This is a genomic window from Limobrevibacterium gyesilva (genome assembly GCF_025989185.1).
GTDB lineage: Bacteria > Pseudomonadota > Alphaproteobacteria > Acetobacterales > Acetobacteraceae > Limobrevibacterium > Limobrevibacterium gyesilva.
Map to the genome: position 1 here is coordinate 17,641 of NZ_JAPDNT010000011.1, position 17,018 is coordinate 34,658.

Below are 17,018 nucleotides of genomic sequence, written 5' to 3' on the forward strand. Positions count from 1 at the left end.
CGGCGGCGGCGGAGAGGACACCCATGAACGTGCATGTCGATATCGGCGACTCCGGTCTCGCAGCCCGGTTGCGGCGGGAGATCGAGGGCGAGGTTCTGTTCGGCCGCGCCGACCGCGGCCGTTACGCCACCGACGCGTCGATCTACCAAATGGAGCCCATCGGCGTGATCGTGCCGCGGCGGATCGAGGACGTGATGGCCGCCCTGTCCGTCTGCCGCGAGGCCGGCGTGCCCGTGCTGCCACGCGGCGGCGGCACCAGCCAGTGCGGCCAGACCGTCAACCGCGCGCTGGTGATCGACTGCACGAAGCACCTGCGCAACGTCATCGAGGTCGACGGCAACCGCGCGCTGGTGCAGCCCGGCATCGTGCTCGGGCACCTGAATGCCGCGATCCGCCCGCGCGGCGTCTTCTTCCCCGTCGATCCCTCGACGCATGCGCGCTGCACCATCGGCGGCATGGCCGGCAACAATTCCTGCGGCTCCAAGTCCATCCGCTACGGGCTGATGGCCGACAACGTCACCGCCATCGACGCCATCCTCGCCGATGGCACGCAGCATCGTTTCGGCGCCCTGCCCGACAACCTCGGCGCCGACGTTCCTGGCAACATCGCCGCGCTGATCCAGCACTTGCGCACCCTGGGCGCCACGGAGGCCGAGGAGATCGCGGCCCGCTTCCCCACGCAGCTCCGCCGCGTCGGCGGCTACAACATCGACGTGCTGACCCCGGCCGCGCGCGCGGCCGGACGGGAGAACCTGGCTCGCCTGCTGGTGGGATCGGAAGGCACGCTGGCCTTCTCGGCGGCGATCGAACTCACGCTGCATCCGATCAAGCCGCGCAAGGTCCTGGGCATCTGCCAGTTCCCCACCTTCCGCGCGGCGATGGCGGCATCGCAGCATCTGGTGACGCTCGACCCCGAGGCGGTGGAGCTGGTGGACCGCACCATGATCGAGCTTGGCCGCGCCATCCCGATCTACCGCAACACCATCGACCGCATGCTCATCGGCGAGCCCGACAGCGTGCTGATCGTGGAGTTCCACGGCCACGAGGACGCGCCGCTGTTCGCGAAACTCGCCGAGCTCGACACGATGATGGCCGATCTCGGCCATCCCGGCGCGGTGGTGCGCGCGACCGACGCCGCCTTCCAGGCCGACATCGCCGAAGTGCGCGAGGCCGGGCTGAACATCATGATGTCCATGAAGGGCGACGGGAAGCCGGTGTCGTTCATCGAGGACTGCGCGGTGGCACTGCCGGACCTCGCCGACTACACCGAGCGCCTCAACGACGTGTTCGCGAAACACGGCACCAAGGGCACCTGGTATGCCCACGCCTCCGTCGGCTGCCTGCATGTCCGCCCGGTGCTGAACATGAAGGACCCGGCCGACGTCGCCACCATGCGCGCCGTCGCGGAAGAATGTTTCGCCCTCGTGCGTGCCTACAAGGGCAGCCATTCCGGCGAGCACGGCGACGGCATCGTGCGCAGCGAGTTCCACGCGGAGATGTTCGGCCCGCGCATCGTCCGCGCCTTCGAGCAGGTGAAGGATGCGTTCGACCCCGCCGGGCTGCTGAACCCGAACCGCATCGTGCGCGCGCCGCGCATGGACGACCGCAGCCTGTTCCGCTACCGGCCCGGCTATGCCGACGCCCCCGGCTTCACGCCGAAGCTCGACTGGTCCGCCTATCCCGGCCCGCTCGGCGGGATGCTCGGCGCGGTCGAGATGTGCAACAACAACGGCACCTGCCGGAAGTTCGACGCCGGCGTGATGTGCCCGAGCTTCCGCGCCACCGCCGACGAGGCGCATCTGACGCGCGGGCGCGCCAACACGCTGCGCCTGGCGCTGACCGGCCAGCTCGGCCCCGACGCCATGGCCGGCGCGGAGCTCGCCGAAAGCATGAAACTCTGCGTCTCCTGCAAGGCCTGCCGCCGCGAATGCCCCACCGGCGTGGACATGGCCAAGATGAAGATCGAGGTGCTGGCGGCCCAGGCCGAGCGCCACGGCGTGGCCCTGCGCGAACGCCTCGTCGCCGAACTGCCGCGCCTCGCCCCGTTCGCTTCAAGGCTGCCCGGCCTTGCCAATCTGCGCAACCGCGTCCCTGCCCTGCGCCGGCTGGGCGCGCGCATCGGCTTCGCCGCCGAGCGCAGCCTGCCGGAATGGCGCGGCGATGCCTTCCGCGACGCCGAGGCCGACGCGACGCCGGCCACGCGCGACGTGTTCCTGCTGGCCGACACCTTCAACCGCTATTTCGAGCCGGAGAATCTGCGCGCCGCCTTGCGCGTGCTGCGCGCCGCCGGCGTGCGCGCGATCCTGCCCAAGGCCGCTGGCCGCCCGCTGTGCTGCGGCCGCACCTACCTCTCCGCGGGCCTGGTCGATCGCGCCCGCGCCGAGGCCGCGCGAACCTTGCAGGCGCTGGCTGGCGACATCCCGGTGATCGGCCTGGAACCGTCCTGCCTGTTCACGCTGAAGGACGAATTCGCCTCGCTGCTGCCGGGCGCAGACTCGCGCGCGCTGGCCGACCGCGCCATGCTGCTCGGCGAATTCCTGGCGAAAGAAAAGCCCGCCTGGGCGCTGAAGCCTTTGCCGGCTACGGCACATGTGCACGGCCACTGCCACCAGAAGAGCTTCGGCGCCTTCCCCGCCGCACTCGCCGCACTCCGGCAGGTGCCGGAGCTGCAGGTGAAGCCGATCGCGTCGTCCTGCTGCGGCATGGCCGGCGCGTTCGGCTACCAGAGCGAAACGCTGGAGGTGTCGAAGGCGATGGCGGAAGCCGGCCTGCTGCCGGCGGTGCGCGCCGCCGCCGCCGACGACATCATCGTTGCCGACGGCACCAGCTGCCGCCATCAGATCCGCGACCTGTCGGGGCGCGTTGCCGTACATTCCGTCCGCATCATGGAGCGCGCCCTGTGACGACCGACGACGTGCTGGATTTCTGGTTCCAGGGCGAGCCCAACCTGTTCCGCCGCGACCCCTGGTTCACGAAGAACGAGGATTTCGACGCACAGTGCCGCACCCGTTTCGCCGTCACCGCCGAGGCCGCGCTGGACGGAACGCTGGACCCATGGGCGGACACGCCCGCCGGGACGCTGGCGCTGCTGATCGCGCTGGACCAGTTCCCGCGCAACATCCATCGCGGCACCTACATGGCCTTTGCCGGCGATGCCCATGCCCGCCGCATCGCCCGCGGCGCCGTGGCCGGCGGCGTGGATGCGCGCCTGACGCCCGTTCAGCGCGTGTTCCTCTATCTGCCCTTCGAGCATTCCGAGGACCTGGCCGACCAGGATTTGTCGGTGCGCCTGTTCGAGCAGCTGGACGGCGAGGCGCAACTGGCCGGGTGCATCGACTATGCCCACCGCCACCGCGACGTCGTCCGCCGCTTCGGCCGCTTTCCGCACCGCAATGCCGCACTTGGCCGGGCCAGTACGGCCGAGGAGGAAGCGTACCTCGCCGAACCCGGCAGCGGGTTCTAGGACAAAGGGACCGGACCGTGCCGCATGAAGGCGTCGCCCTGCGCATCCGGCGCATGCCGCTCGACACCGGGCGCGAGAACATCGCCGTGCTCCCGGCCTCCTCGCACGCGCTGCGCCCCGACCTGTTCCGCGGCTTCAGCCGGGTCGAGGTCCGCGCGCCCGGCGCCGCCCACCCCAACGGCGCGATCATCGCCTCGCTGCTGACCTCCGACCAGCCCGGCCTGCCCGGGCCGGACGAGATCGGCCTCGCCGAGCCGGCCTTCCGCCGCTTCGGCCTGCCCGAAGGGACCGAAGTGCGTGTCGCGCCGGCGATCCCGCCGGAGAGCCTCGATGCCGTGCGCCGCAAGATCGCGGGGCAGACGCTCGGCACCGACGAGATCACGGCGATCGTCCGCGACCTCGCCGCCTATCGCTACGCCGACATCGAAGTCACCGCCTTCCTCGTCGGCGCCGCCAGCTTCCTGTCCACCGAGGAACTGCTCGCCCTCACCCGCGCCATGGCCGATGCCGGCACGCGCCTCACCTGGAACCACGCGCCGATCGTGGACAAGCACTGCATCGGCGGCATCCCCGGCAACCGCACCTCGATGATCGTGGTCCCCATCGTCGCCGCGCATGGGCTGGTGATGCCGAAGACCTCCTCGCGCGCCATCACCTCGCCCGCGGGCACCGCCGACACCATGGAGGTGCTGGCGCGCGTGGACCTCACCACCGAGGAGATGCGCCGCGTCGTCGAGACCTGTTCGGGCTGCCTGGTCTGGGGCGGCCATGTCCGCCTGTCGCCGGCCGACGACGTGCTGATCGGCGTGGAGCGGCCGCTGGGCATCGACACCCGCGAGCTGATGGTCGCCTCCATCCTGTCGAAGAAGCTCGCCGCCGGCTCCACGCATCTGCTGATCGACATTCCCGTGGGCCCGCATGCCAAGGTGCATGACGGCAACGAGGCGCAGCGCCTGCGCAAGCTGTTCGAGCTGCTGGGCGACCGGCTGGGCATGGTCACCGAAGTGGCCCTGACCGACGGAAGCCAGCCGATCGGCAATGGCATCGGCCCGGTGCTGGAGGCGCGCGACGTCATGGCGGTGCTCGGCCGCGATCCCGCCGCCCCCGCCGACCTGCGCGAGAAGTCGCTGCGCCTGGCCGGCCGCATCCTGGAGAACGATCCGCAGTTGCGCGGCGGCGCCGGCTACGGCCGCGCCGTCTCCCTGCTCGACAGCGGCGCGGCACTGGCGGCCATGCAACGCATCATCGACGCCCAGGGCCCACCGCCGGCCCGCAGCGAGCTGTGCCGCCTGACCGTGGAGATCCCCGCCGACCGCGACGGCACGATCACGGCGATCGACAACCTGCGCATGAACCGGCTCGCCCGGCTGGCCGGCGCGCCGATCGCGAAAGGGGCCGGCATCGCCGTCTTCCGCAAGATCGGCGAGCGCGTGCAGCAGGGCCAGCCGCTGTACCGCATCCATGCCAGCGAGCCGTTCGAGTTCGACTTCGCGCTGTCCGCCGCCCAGGCCGATAGCGGCTACCGGATCGCGGGCTGATGCCGGCGACCCTGTCCGATGACTGCTTTGGGGGGAGCCGAGCGGACGTAGGGAGTTGGCCCTGTCGAGGTCAGGTATGCGCCCACATCAGCCATTCAGCCGACCCCGACCGTTTCTCCGATGCGGACATGCGAGCGGGATAGGCTCGTGACGGACATGGGTGGTTTTCTGCCAGTCGGCTTCCGGACAGCAATGGGCATAAGTCGACACTTAAGCACACGGCACCATATGCCCAGAAGCCGCCCGGCCAGTTCTGTCAGTGTCGGGTACCCCCTGATCTCTCGTTGGATAGACTGTGCAGGAGCCTTTAGGGGGCATTCTGCGACCACCGGCTATGGGCAATTGCGGCCGGGCAAATTGGGGTTATTGGAGCGGCAAGCAGACAGTGCGATAACCGAACGGTTGCTTACGGACGCGAAGGGGTGAGAACATGGCCAAACAAACGATGAAGGGACATGCGCGGCTCGCACTGACTCTTCGAAACCTGCTGAAATCCCATTACCTCGCGGACGACTTTCCACCGACCATTACGACTGGCAGATTTGCCGACTATTGCATGCATCATCATGCGTCATTCGAGTCATTGGAAACAATGCTGAAGCGCACGACCGTCTACGGGCGATTCTCGGCGCCGAGGACGATAACAACGCGACGAGTGCTGGCGCTCCCTCATCCTGCCAACCAGCTCGCGCTCTCTCTGATTCTTGCGAAGGAGCAAGCGGACATCCGTAAGACCATTAAGAAATCGCCATTAACTCTTTATCGAACAGTACCTTCGAGTGAACGTTCTCGAGCATTCAAGGGCCTCGATTTCCGCGCCCGCACTAAACGCGAGACAGAAATATTGGCTCGCTATCCTGTCGTCCTCATTACTGACATTGCAAATTTCTTCCACACGATATACTCGCACTCTCTACCCTGGGCCGTCCTAAAGAAAGAACGGGTAAAGGCCGCCATTGAGAAGAAGGGCGAGGAATACAATAAGTTAGAGCAGCACTGGAGTAACCGCTTGGACAAGGCGCTCCAGCGCGGGAACTCGCGAGAGACATTTGGTATACCAGTGGGACCTGACACTTCGAGAATCATTGCGGAAATACTGCTTTCTGGGGTTCATGATGATGCTTATTTCAGCTCCAGTATTAAGGATAGCTCAGGCTATCGTCTCGTAGATGACTTCTTCATCGGTTTCAAGACTGAAGACGCTGCCCGCAGGTGCCTCGATGCGCTGAGGAGAGTTCTCTGGGAGTACAATCTTCATCTAAACGAAGGCAAGACGCGCATCGTCCGCTCAAGCTTAATTTTCGGAGAGGAGTGGCGGCACGAAATGGAGAATTTCGTCGTCGAATCGGGGTCTCGATCAAGACAGCAGACTTCTATTGAGCGCTTTTTGGATGTTACTTTGCGCCTCTGCAATACAAGGCAGGATGCTCAGGCTGCGGCGTTTTTCTGTCGGCGGCTGCTCACTATCGACATAGCCTCCCAGAACCTCCCTTTGATTAGAGATTGCCTTCTGCGGATGGGACGAGATTTTACGACTTGCCTTAAATTCGTATTCCAATTCGTGATCTCAAATCTTTCGTTCTGCCAGACGTCTGGATCAAAGAAGCTCTTTGCAGCATGGATCCAGCAGATTCTGGAAACTCATTCCTCTCGCGGTCATGATCTCGAAGTTTCCTGGATGCTGATTCTCTGCGGCGTTCTTGGCATTAGGGTCGATCAAAATTTTATGGCTCTCAATGATCGGACTGTCTCACCCGTTGTTCTCTCAATGCTGGGCCTTTTGAGCGCAGATGGCCTATTGGCCGAGCGGTGGGATGACTGGCAACCAACTGACCACGGAACGGCTTCCGTAGAAAATGGACGGAACTGGCTGCCTTATTATGAGGCTGTTCGGCGAAACTGGACAACAAACACCGAAATTATTTCCCCAATAAGGGGCGATCCGCTCTTTTCAAAATTGTTGAAATGGGATGTTACCTTTCTCGACAATGTGGACTTCTTCAGTCAGACGAGCGCGAGATCCAAGCCAGCGCGGCCGCCCCGGCCATCAGGAGGCACACGTAACCTGCCCTCTAGGCTTCGACGTTTTTTATCAGGCGAGGACTATGAGTGAGAACCAATCGCCTGCTGCGTGGCGGGCGGGGTCCCCTTCCCTGCCTTGGCCTCGAAGCGCGCGATGTGATGGGTGCGTGCACCCTCGGCCATCTTCAAAGAACGCGCGATCCGCGAAGATATTGTCCCCCATGCCTCGTAGGGTGGCGGAAACGATTTCTCCAACTCGAATTTCTCTATGCACACCTGGGCAAGTTTTAGGCTCTTGTCCGCGTGATGCAGGATCATGTTGAAGATACTCACCGGGAGTTGGCCTTCGCGCTCCCACCAGCCTTTCACGAAGTCACCAAGGGCGTGCAACGAGTCATAGAAACTGACAAGCGCAACTGCTTCGTCTCCCGGCAGGTCGCGAAACTGCTGTGCATTGGGATACAGAACCGGCCAGTATGGAATGAAATCGTCCTGTAGATCGTTCGGCTTCACACCGTTTTCTGCGGATGCACAGGTGAAATTTGGGATCGCCCGTTCGTGGATATAAAGCACTCTCTCAATCGTGCGGTAAAGTTCCAGCGCAAGATATTTTCGGGCGTCATTCTGTAGCTGCTTTAACCTTGCGGCTTGAGAGCTTCTATTGTGCAGCTCAGTGATCCACGCGCCTAGCAAGGATGCACCGGCGCCGAACAGGGCGCCGGCAAGCGGCGGAAAATGGCCGACGGTGATCGCACCCACGCAGAACAGGCCAACGGAAAGCCCCATCTGCGGATTGCGTTGAACGTAGCGGAATGCGCGCTCCGCACGTTCGCGATGATGCTGGGGCACAAACCGATCAAAGGTCATGGTGCGGGTGCCGGCGGGTTAGGTGTTTCACCGACAACTCTTTTGCATCGATCTCGCTGCGCCATTCCGCAGGAAATTCCGCCTCGGGCTTGTATCCGCCGACTTGGCGAACAACCAGCATCTTGTTGCCCTCGAACGTGTCGTTCTCGATGATTTTCTCCGTGCCATAGATCGACGACGAGATTTCGCCTTGCACGTTCTTGCAGGAAAACACAACATGATAGTGGTAGTATCGAAAATTGCCGTCGTCCCGGAAAACGCCTGTGCTGCCTGACTTGTAGTAAGGTCCGTCCACGGTCAGGTCGGCCAGCCGAACGGACTTGCTCCACGATAACGAAGCGCCTGGCTCCAGCGCATCCGCTATGTGAATGTTGGCAATCTCGTGAGTCGGCTGCGGCCTGCTGCTCTGGAAGTGGTAGATGTCCAGCCTGATATCCCTTGCCAGGACAAGACCGACCTTACGAAGCGTCCCCGAGATCAGCAATTCGAGTTTGCTCTCTATGTTCCTAAACCCGACAGCGCCAAGGTTTTCATGCTCGGCCAGGTCGGCAAAATCAAAAAGCAAAACCGGCGTTCGGTCTATCCTGCGTTGCCGGCGCGAGAAAAGATAGAAGACGGATGATCCGACCGCAGCGGCAATCGCCGCGGTTATCACTGGCGGAATGATGGTCGCCAAGATATCCGTCATGGTGCTAGCCTCGACATCGTCGCCTGGCTGGCATTGTGGCTGCGCACGATGCTGCGTTGCGTCTCGCCTGCCGCTACCCGCGCCTGTGCTTCTCGCTTTCGGTGTTCGGTCAGCTTCGGCTTGTCCTTGCGCCGCATCTCGCGGGCGATAACCAGCAAGTCGATCGTGTCACGCGAGAGCCGGTCAACAACAGAAATGATAACAGCATCGCCGGGCGCAAGCATGGCGATGAGCTTGCGAAGCTGCAGGCGGTCAGCGGTTGTGCCGGTGATCTTCTCGCGCAAGATTTTCTTGCATCCCGCCGCCTTGAGTTCGGCGACGCGGGGGGCGAGGTCTTGAGCAGTGGCCGGGACTCGGGCGTAGCCGTATATCATGCATCGGATTTGGTATCTGAATTTTGCATCAGAAAAGCCCAAGAGATTCAGAACCCTAGGTTTGATGCGAATATCTTGATTTTCGTTCCGATCGGAATGTCGGCTATCGGGATCTGACGCCGCTTCGCCGGGCGTCTTACTTGGGTCGGCAGCAGCCGAAGCGCCTGCACGATGCGGCGTCCGCTTTGCCGCTTCGCGCGGCTGGAAGCGGACGGGCTGCTTCCGGCCAGCTCTGGCCATTGCCAAACGGCTGCTGAGTGTCGGGGTTGGGCCGAGAGCGGTCATCCAATTGGGCCGCTGTCACGAGGCATCGTCCGCAATGCAGGGATAGCCTGATCCTCGACATCGCCGCACGCCCGGACGCGCGGGAGGCCTGAGCGCGGGCAGCGTCAGGCCATGCCGTCGGCGCCGATCTCGGTTTCGAAGGCCGCGAGGAAATCGGCCACCACCCGCGAACGCTCCGCGGCCAGCCGCGCGCCCGTTGCGGTCTGGAAACCGTCCTGCAGCTTCAGCAGCTTGGCGCGAAAATGGTCGAGCGCGTAGGCCGCGTCATCGAGTGGCCGATCCCGCCCCGCCGGATCGGTCGGGTGATACAGCGCCGAGCCCATACGTCCGCCGGTATAGAAGCAGCGGGCGATGCCGACGCAACCGATCGCGTCCAGCCGGTCGGCGTCCTGCAACACCTTCGCCTCGATCGTTTTCGGCGCGATCCCGGCCGAGAAGCTGTGCGCGGCGATGGCGTGCGCCACGCGCCTGGTCCGGGCGACCGCCCAGCCGCGCCCGCTCAGGATGTCCGCCGCCCGCGCCGCGGCGAGGCGCGAGGCCTGGGCGCGCAGCGGCGAGCTTTTCTCCACATGAACGCAGTCATGCAGCAGCACGGCGGCCGTGAGGATCTCGCCGTCCCCGCCCTCCGCCGCGGCGATGCGGCGCGCATTGGCCCAGACGCGCAGGACATGGGCGAGGTCATGCGCGCCGTCGCTGCCCGAAGGCAGCAAGGCCAGAAGCTCCTCGGCCAGCGCCGCGTGCGGAACGAAAACGTCGTTCATGTGCGCCGGCGCAGTTCCAGCAGCGCCGTCAGGAACGCGTCGCGCCGCTGCGCCAACTCCGCCACGCTCTTGCCGTCCAGCTCCGCCCGCACGCCGGCGATGAGCTGTTGCTGCAACGCCGGCGTGACGTCGGGATTGCCGAGCGTGGCCCACCAGCCCTGCATCGCCGGCAGCAGATGGTGCATGAAATGCGCCATGCCGCCCTCGCCGCCGGCGAGGTGGAAGGTCGCGTGCGGGCCCATCAGCGCCCAGCGCAGGCCGGGCCCCTCGCTGATGGCGGCATCCACGTCGGCCACGCTGGCGACACCCTCGGCCACCAGGTGCACCGCCTCGCGCCACAACGCCGCCTGCAGCCGGTTGGCCAGATGCCCCGGCACCTCCTTGCGGATCTCGATCGGGTGCTTGCCGATGGCGCGGTAGAACCCCATGGCCGCGTCCACCGCCGCGCGCGATGCGCCCGGCCCGCCGACCACCTCGACCAGCGGCACCAGATGCGGCGGGTTGAAGGGATGGCCGATCAGGCAACGGCCGGGGAAGCGGCAGCCCTCCGACAGCCGGCTGATCAAAAGGCCCGAGGACGAGGAGGCGATCACCACCTCCTCCGGCAGCACCGCGGCGATGCGCGGCAGCAGCGCCTGCTTCACCTCGTAGCGCTCCGGCGCGCTTTCCTGCACGAACTGCGCGCCCTCTACCGCCCGCACGGGGTCGGGCTCGAAGCGCCAGCGCGCCGGGTCGGCATCCTCTGTGGCGCCCAACCGCTGCAGCACCGGCCAGGCGGAGTCGATCATGCGGCGGATCATGTCGGGGGCCCCGGGCGAAGGGTCGCTCGCCACGACTTCCAGACCCCGGCTGAGAAAATACGCGGCCCAGCTCGCGCCGATCGTGCCGGCGCCGATCACCGCCACGCGGCGGATCGGGGTGGTTTCGGACATGGCTTGCTCCTCGCAGATCGTGCCCGATGATGCGGCGGGCGCGACGCGCTGGCCAGCCCGCCACCGGGCCCCGTCACCACGCCATGACGCGGTTCGCCCGGCGGGCCGCGCGGGACTGCCGCAGCGAGTTGAACGCCTGCCACTCCGTCACCGGCATGTAGCGCGGCGCCAGGAACTGATAGGTGCGCCCGATCAGGCCCCAGGCCAGCTCGTCCATGACCGTGGGGGCGAAGTCCCATTCCTTCAGGATCGGCGACCAGGCGCGCTGGCAGCGATACAGCCAGTCGCGGTTGGAGCGGATGAAGGCCTGCTGGCTCTCGGCGTTGCGCAGCGCCGCCAGCACCTCCCCGGTCTGGGCATCGACCTCATCGAACCGCCCGCCGATCTGCTTCAGGCCGATGGCGGTAAGCCGCTGCACCTGCGTCAGCGTCTCCAGCCGTGGCATGTCGCCGCGCCAGCCGCGCCCCAGCCGCTCCAGCCGGGCGGCGACGATCTGGACGCGACGATACAGCCCGTCGCGCAGCGCCTCGATATAAGACAGCTCGTCGGCCAGTGCCTCGACCAGCCGCACCACGTCCTCGGGCGAGGGCAGGTCCAGCGAACGCGCGGCCTGGGCGAAGGCCGCCTGGACCTGCTGGCGCATCGCCGGATCCTCGTCGAGCCGCTGCAAGGCGGCGGCATCCGCGCCGGCTTCCAGCGCCTGCGGGTCCAGCCACGCCACCAGTTGCAGGCGCAGCCGGCTGGCAACGAGGCGGCGATGCCGTGCGTCCGGCTCCCAGCTCGCCTTGCCGGTGAGGACCTCGCTGGGCAGCTTGTCGCCCAGATGCAGCCCGGTCACGTAGTCCAGGCTTTCGGCGATCAGGCCGAGCATGCGCCCGTCCGGGCTGTCATCGTCGATGGCGAACTCGCGCTGCAGCGCCCGCAGCGGCACGCTGGCCTCGCGCTCGCCCAGCAGCACCACCATCACCGGGGTTCCGTCCGTGCTGGCGCGCCGGAACGTCACCTCGCCCATCGCCATGAACACATGATGCTGGAGCAGGCAGCGATCGGGGGCCGTATCGTGCGGTTGATCCATGGCATTCCACGAAATGTGACGTTTCCTGATATTCGGGTCGTTTCCTTAATAATCACCAACATGTGCGTGCCTTGTTCGCCGCCGCGCGCCATCGGCGCGCTGCTTAAGGTTCGCGTAAGGTTTGTCTCGGAAATCTGGATACAGGCACCTGCACGAGACGCCCCATGCTTGCGAGTCACCGCCACCCCATGCCGCAACCGGCCCTGCACCCGGACGAGCCGTTCCCGCCGCCGGCCTCCAGGCCCGCTCCGCACGGCGAAGCCCGGCTGCCGCGTGACCTGCAGCGCGACCTGCTCGCGGCCATCGCCAATGACGAGCTGGCGCTCCACTACCAGCCGCGCGCCACGCTGCTGGATGGAATCCCCACCGGCGCCGAGGCGGTGGTCCGGTGGCCGCATCGCCGCCGCGGCCTGGTGTCCCCGAACATGTTCCAGACCCTGGCCGACCATGCCGGCGTGGCCGCCGCCCTCGGCGGCTGGACCCTCCGCCATGCCTGCGCGGAGGCCGTAGGCTGGCCGCAGGGCAGCATTGCCGTCGCCGTCTCGGCCCGGCAGCTTCTCGACCAGGCCCTGGCCGGCCAGATCGCCGAAGCGCTCGAAATCTCGCTGCTGCCGCCCGAGCGGCTGGCGCTCGCACTGCCCGAATCCGCGCTGGCCGATACCGGGATCGACGAACTGCTCACTCTCTCGGCATTGCGCGACCTCGGTGTCGGCCTGGTGCTGGACGATTTCGGCGCCGCCATCGGCAGCCTGACGCAGCTGCGCCGCCTGCCGCTGACGGCGCTGAAGCTCGCCAGCCCCCTGGTGCGCAACCTGCCTGCCGACCGCGAGGATGCCGCCATCGTGCGCGCGGTCACGACCACCGCCCACGCCCTCGGCCTGACGGTGATCGCCGACGGCGTGGAAACCGAGCGGCAACGCGCCTTCCTCACCGCTTGCGGCTGCGACGAGGGCCAGGGCGCGCTGTTCGGCCTGCCGCAGCGCGGCGGGACCCTGCGCCGGGCCCGCTGAAACCCTGCGGCGTCGCAACCGCGCTTGCATAAGCGGCCCTGTCGCGCACATAGAGCCGCGTGAGCGAACAGACCCTGATCGAGGCGCAGATCCTCCGCCTCACCGCAGCAAGCGGCCCCGGCACGTCGATCTGCCCGTCCGACGTGGCGCGCGCGGTTTCGCCGCCGGAGGGCGATGTGTGGCGCCAGAAGCTGACCGCCGTGCGGCGCGCCGCCATCCGTCTGGCCCAGGCCGGCCGCATCGACATCCTGCGCAAGGGCAAGCCGGTCGCCGCCGATGCGCTGGCCGACGGGGTGAAGGGCGTGATCCGCCTGCGCATCCGCCCGCAAGCCGGCCCGCCGGCGCCGGAATGACGCGCCTGCTGCCCCTCCTGCTCGGCCTGCTGCTGCCCGCCTGTTCCGGCCATGGCGCCGAGGGGCTGCCGGTTCCGCCGCCGATGGACATGACCCGCATCGAGCGCCCCGCGACCCCGAACACCGCGCTCGCCGCCCCCGCCGGCTTCACGCCGGCGCCCGACATCGCCACCCGCCGCTACGACGTCCCGCCGGCGCGCCTTTACGCCGCCATCCGCGCCGTTGCCGCGGCCCAGCCGCGCACCTTCGCCCACGCGGCCTATGACGACCGGCTGCAGGCGCATTACGTTGCCCGCAGCGCCCTGCTCAACTTCCCGGACCTGATCGCCGTGCAGGTCACCCCCGAGTCCGGCCTGATCCTGTGGTCGCGCAGCGTCTACGGGCGGTCCGATTTCGGCGTGAACCGCAGACGCGTTGCAACCTGGCTGGCCGCGCTCGACGCCGCCCTGGCCGCCAACTGACAGTCGGAGAGCCCCACGATGCGCGGCCTAGGCCCGTTCCTGAGGGATGCCTGGCATCTCTCCAGACCCTACTTCTTCTCCGAGGAGAAATGGTCCGCGCGCGGCCTGCTGGCAGCGATCGTGTTCCTGAACCTCTCGCTGGTCGGGATGACAGTGATCCTGAACTTCTGGAACCGCGCCTTCTACAACGCTTTGCAGGACAAGGACTGGCAGAGCTTCATGGACCTGCTGCTGTTCTACAAGCGTACCGACACCGGCATCATGCCCGGTTTCTGCCTGATCGCTGCCGTCTACATCCTCGTCGCCGTCTACCGCACCTACCTCAACCAGTGGCTGCGCATTCGCTGGCGCCGCTGGATGACCCAGCGGTTCCTGCAGCGCTGGCTCGCCGACCGCGCCTATTACCGCATCAGCCTGACGGCGGCGGCCGGCGCCAACGGCTACGGCACCGACAACCCGGACCAGCGCATCGCCGACGACCTCAACAGCTTCGTCACCGAAACCCTGTCCCTCAGCCTCGACCTGCTGTCCAACGTGGTCACGCTGTTCAGCTTCCTGACCATCCTGTGGACGCTGTCCGGGCCGATGACCCTGCTCGGCGTCGACATCCCCGGCTACATGGTCTGGGCTGCGCTGATCTATTCCGCCATCGGCACCTGGCTCACCCACATGGTCGGCTGGCCACTGGCCGCGCTGAACTTCCGCCAGCAGCGGGTGGAGGCGGATTTCCGCTTCGCGCTGGTGCGGCTTCGCGAGAACGTCGAGGGGATCGCGCTGCATCGCGGCGAGGCCGAGGAGCAGCACGGCCTGCGCGGGCGCTTCGAGGCGGTGATCCTGAACTGGTGGGCGATCATGCTCCGCACCAAGCAGCTGAACGCGCTCGTCGCCGGCTATTCGCAGGCGGCCGTGATCTTCCCCATCGTCGTCGCCGCGCCCCGCTTCTTCTCCGGCACGATGTCGCTGGGCGGCCTCACCCAGACCGCCGACGCGTTCGGCCAGGTGCAGGGCGCGATGTCCTGGTTCGTGAACTCCTATGCCGCGCTGGCGGGGTGGCGGGCCACCGTGGATCGCCTCGTCACCTTCCACCGCTCCATCGAGGCCGCGCGCGCCGCCGCCGACCAGGGCGTGACCGCGGTTCCCGGCGAGACCTACGCGCTCGACAACGCCACGCTCGCCTTGCCCACGGGGCAGGCGCTGCTGGACCACACCTCGTTCGCGTTTGAGCCCGGGCAGTCGGTGGTGATCTCCGGGCGGTCCGGATCGGGCAAGTCCACGCTGTTCCGCGCGCTCGCAGGCATCTGGCCGTTCGGCGCTGGGCATGTGCGCCAGCCCCGGGCCAGCAGCCTGTTCCTGCCCCAGCGCCCGTACATCCCCCTCGGCACGCTGCGCCACGCCGTCGCCTACCCCGCGCCCGTCGATGCCTATTCCGACGACGAGATCCGCGCCGCCCTTGCCGACGCCCAGCTGTCCCATCTGGAGCCGCGCCTGGACGACGAGGACAACTGGCCCCAGCGCCTGTCCGGCGGCGAGCAGCAGCGCCTCGCCCTCGCCCGCGCCCTGCTGGCCAAGCCCGACTGGCTGTTCCTCGACGAGGCCACCGCCAGCCTGGACCCCGAGGCCGAGGCCGCGCTGTACGCCACGCTGCGCCGGCGCCTGCCGGGCACCACACTCATCTCGATCGCTCACCGCCCGGCCGTGGCCGCCTTCCACGACCGGCACCTGGTGTTCGACCGCCCTGCCGACGGCCCCGGCCGGCTGGTGGAGGCAGTGCGGTCGGCAGCGTAACATTCGCGTTGCCGCGGCGCCGGGCGCGGGCATAGGCTGCCTCACCCAGATGTGAGGCAAGCCATGCTCGTCGTCACCACCGAGACTGTCGCGGGCCACCGGGTCCGCGAGACCAAGGGCGATTGCTACGGCGTGGTGGTGCGCAGCCGCGGCATCGGCGGCAACATCATGGCCAGCCTGCGCAGCATCGTCGGCGGCGAGATCAAGGAATACACCGAACTGCTGGAGCAGGCCCGCGGCCACGCGATCGAACGCATGATCGCCAAGGCCACGGCGATGGGCGCCAATGCAGTCATCATGATGCGCTTCGATTCGTCGGAGATCGGCCAGACCATGAGCGAGATCGTGGCCTACGGGACCGCGGTGGTGCTGGAACCGTACGCGGGCTGAATTTCCCGCGATCTCATACCAGCGGCCATGAAGAATGACCGCTGGTACGAGTCGTTATTTTGCGCTCCGCCGCCCACCAACCCGGCGCGCGATACCAACCGCCCTTGGTTCTGTGGACAGTTACCTGATCCGGAGGACGGTAGCAGCGATGGCGACGGCGAGGTAGTTTCTGGAGAGGCGGGGCGCCGGAAGCGCCCGCCCGCCAGTAAGTCCTTGGCAGATATGGTGAGCCCGGTGGGACTCGAACCCACGGCCCCAAGATTAAAAGTCTCGTGCTCTACCATCTGAGCTACGGGCTCACGCGCGTGCCTTGAACGACACGGCGCGCGTCAGGTCAAGAGCGGGAAACGGGCGCCCGGGTCCCGGCGCCCACCCTGACGCCTATTCCTTGACGTCGGCCGCAACGCGGACGCGGACGATCTTGTCGGGGTTCGTGACCATGCCGCTGCCGCCGCTGCCGCGCTTGATGTGGTCCACGTGGTCCATGCCGCTGATCACCTGTCCCCAGATGGTGTACTGACCGTCGAGGTTCGGCGCCGGGGCGAACATGATGAAGAACTGGCTGTCCGCGCTGTTGGGGTCCTGGGTGCGCGCGGCGCCCACGGTGCCGCGCAGGAAGCGCTTCTGACGGGTGAACTCGGCCGGCAGGTTGCCCAGGCCGCTGCCGCCAGTGCCCGTGCCTGTGGGGTCGCCGCCCTGCGCCATGAAGCCCTCGATGACCCGGTGGAACACGATGCCGTCATAGAAGCCCTTGCGGGCAAGCAGCTTCACCCGCTCGACGTGCTTCGGCGCGAGGTCGGGCAGCAGCTGGATGACCACCCGGCCATCCTTCAGGTCCATGTACAGGGTGTTCTCGGGGTCGGCAGGCGCCGCGGTGGCTTCGCTCATCGTCATTCCAATAACGGGGGTTGCAACAAGGCTGGCTATCAGGGTGCGTCGGCGCATGAGGGGTTCTCCAGGAAAGGCAAGCCGGGGGAAGCAGGCCAGAGCCGGCGGGCCCCAGCCGGCAGGCCG

At 66.8% G+C, this 17,018-nt stretch carries 16 protein-coding genes and 1 tRNA gene; 9 read left to right on the top strand and 8 right to left on the bottom strand.

The features are described 5' to 3' along the window. Positions 1–23: 23 nt before the first annotated feature. The 4 genes from OL599_RS14110 to OL599_RS14125 all read left to right on the top strand — a co-directional run bounded on the left by OL599_RS14110 (position 24) and on the right by OL599_RS14125 (position 7,114). A complete protein-coding gene (locus tag OL599_RS14110) occupies positions 24–2,903 on the top strand; it encodes an FAD-binding and (Fe-S)-binding domain-containing protein (protein ID WP_264714438.1) in 2,880 nt (959 codons plus the stop codon). Next, complete coding sequence (locus OL599_RS14115; protein ID WP_264714439.1) at positions 2,900–3,463, top strand: DUF924 family protein; 564 nt, start codon at positions 2,900–2,902, stop codon at positions 3,461–3,463. Before OL599_RS14110 ends, OL599_RS14115 begins: the two co-directional genes overlap by 4 nt. A gap of 17 nt (positions 3,464–3,480) precedes the next feature. Further along, the gene (locus OL599_RS14120) at positions 3,481–5,001 is read left to right on the top strand and encodes a thymidine phosphorylase family protein (protein WP_264714440.1); all 1,521 of its coding nucleotides are present in this window, start codon (positions 3,481–3,483) and stop codon (positions 4,999–5,001) included. Positions 5,002–5,431: 430 nt separating this feature from the next. Then, entirely contained in the window at positions 5,432–7,114 is a 1,683-nt protein-coding gene (locus OL599_RS14125; protein ID WP_264714441.1) for an RNA-directed DNA polymerase, read from the top strand. On the opposite strand, the gene OL599_RS14130 is transcribed toward OL599_RS14125, so the two are convergent. From OL599_RS14130 to OL599_RS14155, 6 genes are all read right to left on the bottom strand, one after another. Then, the gene (locus tag OL599_RS14130) at positions 7,105–7,890 is read right to left on the bottom strand and encodes a hypothetical protein (protein ID WP_264714442.1); all 786 of its coding nucleotides are present in this window, start codon (positions 7,888–7,890) and stop codon (positions 7,105–7,107) included. The two genes, OL599_RS14125 and OL599_RS14130, sit on opposite strands and share 10 nt — an antisense overlap. After that, positions 7,880–8,578: a hypothetical protein gene (locus tag OL599_RS14135; protein WP_264714443.1), complete on the bottom strand. Its 699-nt coding sequence runs from the start codon at positions 8,576–8,578 to the stop codon at positions 7,880–7,882. The genes OL599_RS14130 and OL599_RS14135 overlap by 11 nt, the downstream gene beginning before the upstream one ends. Next, positions 8,575–9,237, bottom strand: coding sequence for a recombinase family protein (locus OL599_RS14140; RefSeq protein ID WP_264714444.1), 663 nt, complete (start codon positions 9,235–9,237; stop codon positions 8,575–8,577). The genes OL599_RS14135 and OL599_RS14140 overlap by 4 nt, the downstream gene beginning before the upstream one ends. 104 nt (positions 9,238–9,341) lie before the next feature. Continuing rightward, entirely contained in the window at positions 9,342–9,998 is a 657-nt protein-coding gene (locus OL599_RS14145) for an HD domain-containing protein (protein ID WP_264714445.1), read from the bottom strand. Further along, positions 9,995–10,930, bottom strand: a complete 936-nt coding sequence (locus OL599_RS14150) for a 3-hydroxyacyl-CoA dehydrogenase NAD-binding domain-containing protein (RefSeq protein WP_264714446.1) — start codon at positions 10,928–10,930, stop codon at positions 9,995–9,997. The genes OL599_RS14145 and OL599_RS14150 overlap by 4 nt, the downstream gene beginning before the upstream one ends. Before the next feature lie 73 nt (positions 10,931–11,003). After that, positions 11,004–12,005: a hypothetical protein gene (locus tag OL599_RS14155; RefSeq protein ID WP_264714447.1), complete on the bottom strand. Its 1,002-nt coding sequence runs from the start codon at positions 12,003–12,005 to the stop codon at positions 11,004–11,006. A 188-nt stretch (positions 12,006–12,193) separates the two neighbouring features. On the opposite strand from OL599_RS14155, the gene OL599_RS14160 reads away from it, so the two are divergent. The 5 genes from OL599_RS14160 to OL599_RS14180 all read left to right on the top strand — a co-directional run bounded on the left by OL599_RS14160 (position 12,194) and on the right by OL599_RS14180 (position 16,004). After that, on the top strand, positions 12,194–13,015 hold the full coding sequence (locus tag OL599_RS14160) for an EAL domain-containing protein (RefSeq protein ID WP_264714448.1): 822 nt from the start codon (positions 12,194–12,196) through the stop codon (positions 13,013–13,015). Between the two features lie 59 nt (positions 13,016–13,074). Beyond that, positions 13,075–13,368: a DUF3253 domain-containing protein gene (locus OL599_RS14165; protein WP_264714449.1), complete on the top strand. Its 294-nt coding sequence runs from the start codon at positions 13,075–13,077 to the stop codon at positions 13,366–13,368. After that, positions 13,365–13,829, top strand: a complete 465-nt coding sequence (locus tag OL599_RS14170; protein ID WP_264714450.1) for a DUF1499 domain-containing protein — start codon at positions 13,365–13,367, stop codon at positions 13,827–13,829. Before OL599_RS14165 ends, OL599_RS14170 begins: the two co-directional genes overlap by 4 nt. Positions 13,830–13,847: 18 nt before the next feature. Then, a complete protein-coding gene (locus OL599_RS14175; RefSeq protein WP_264714451.1) occupies positions 13,848–15,614 on the top strand; it encodes an ABC transporter ATP-binding protein/permease in 1,767 nt (588 codons plus the stop codon). 63 nt (positions 15,615–15,677) lie between these two features. Beyond that, on the top strand, positions 15,678–16,004 hold the full coding sequence (locus tag OL599_RS14180; protein WP_264714452.1) for a heavy metal-binding domain-containing protein: 327 nt from the start codon (positions 15,678–15,680) through the stop codon (positions 16,002–16,004). A gap of 223 nt (positions 16,005–16,227) precedes the next feature. Here the strand turns inward: OL599_RS14180 and OL599_RS14185 are convergent. Further along, positions 16,228–16,303: transfer RNA gene (locus tag OL599_RS14185), tRNA-Lys, on the bottom strand. A gap of 82 nt (positions 16,304–16,385) precedes the next feature. Continuing rightward, entirely contained in the window at positions 16,386–16,892 is a 507-nt protein-coding gene (locus OL599_RS14190) for a peptidylprolyl isomerase (RefSeq protein WP_264714453.1), read from the bottom strand. Positions 16,893–17,018 lie beyond the last annotated feature (126 nt).

Coding starts and splice junctions, on each gene's coding strand:
- OL599_RS14160 (WP_264714448.1), top strand. CDS start 12,194: ATGCCGCAACCGGCCCTGCACCCGGACGAGCCGTTCCCGCCGCCGGCC.
- OL599_RS14155 (WP_264714447.1), bottom strand. CDS start 12,005: ATGGATCAACCGCACGATACGGCCCCCGATCGCTGCCTGCTCCAGCAT.
- OL599_RS14140 (WP_264714444.1), bottom strand. CDS start 9,237: ATGACCGCTCTCGGCCCAACCCCGACACTCAGCAGCCGTTTGGCAATG.
- OL599_RS14190 (WP_264714453.1), bottom strand. CDS start 16,892: ATGAGCGAAGCCACCGCGGCGCCTGCCGACCCCGAGAACACCCTGTAC.
- OL599_RS14125 (WP_264714441.1), top strand. CDS start 5,432: ATGGCCAAACAAACGATGAAGGGACATGCGCGGCTCGCACTGACTCTT.
- OL599_RS14145 (WP_264714445.1), bottom strand. CDS start 9,998: ATGAACGACGTTTTCGTTCCGCACGCGGCGCTGGCCGAGGAGCTTCTG.
- OL599_RS14110 (WP_264714438.1), top strand. CDS start 24: ATGAACGTGCATGTCGATATCGGCGACTCCGGTCTCGCAGCCCGGTTG.
- OL599_RS14180 (WP_264714452.1), top strand. CDS start 15,678: ATGCTCGTCGTCACCACCGAGACTGTCGCGGGCCACCGGGTCCGCGAG.
- OL599_RS14135 (WP_264714443.1), bottom strand. CDS start 8,578: ATGACGGATATCTTGGCGACCATCATTCCGCCAGTGATAACCGCGGCG.
- OL599_RS14175 (WP_264714451.1), top strand. CDS start 13,848: ATGCGCGGCCTAGGCCCGTTCCTGAGGGATGCCTGGCATCTCTCCAGA.
- OL599_RS14150 (WP_264714446.1), bottom strand. CDS start 10,930: ATGTCCGAAACCACCCCGATCCGCCGCGTGGCGGTGATCGGCGCCGGC.
- OL599_RS14170 (WP_264714450.1), top strand. CDS start 13,365: ATGACGCGCCTGCTGCCCCTCCTGCTCGGCCTGCTGCTGCCCGCCTGT.
- OL599_RS14130 (WP_264714442.1), bottom strand. CDS start 7,890: ATGACCTTTGATCGGTTTGTGCCCCAGCATCATCGCGAACGTGCGGAG.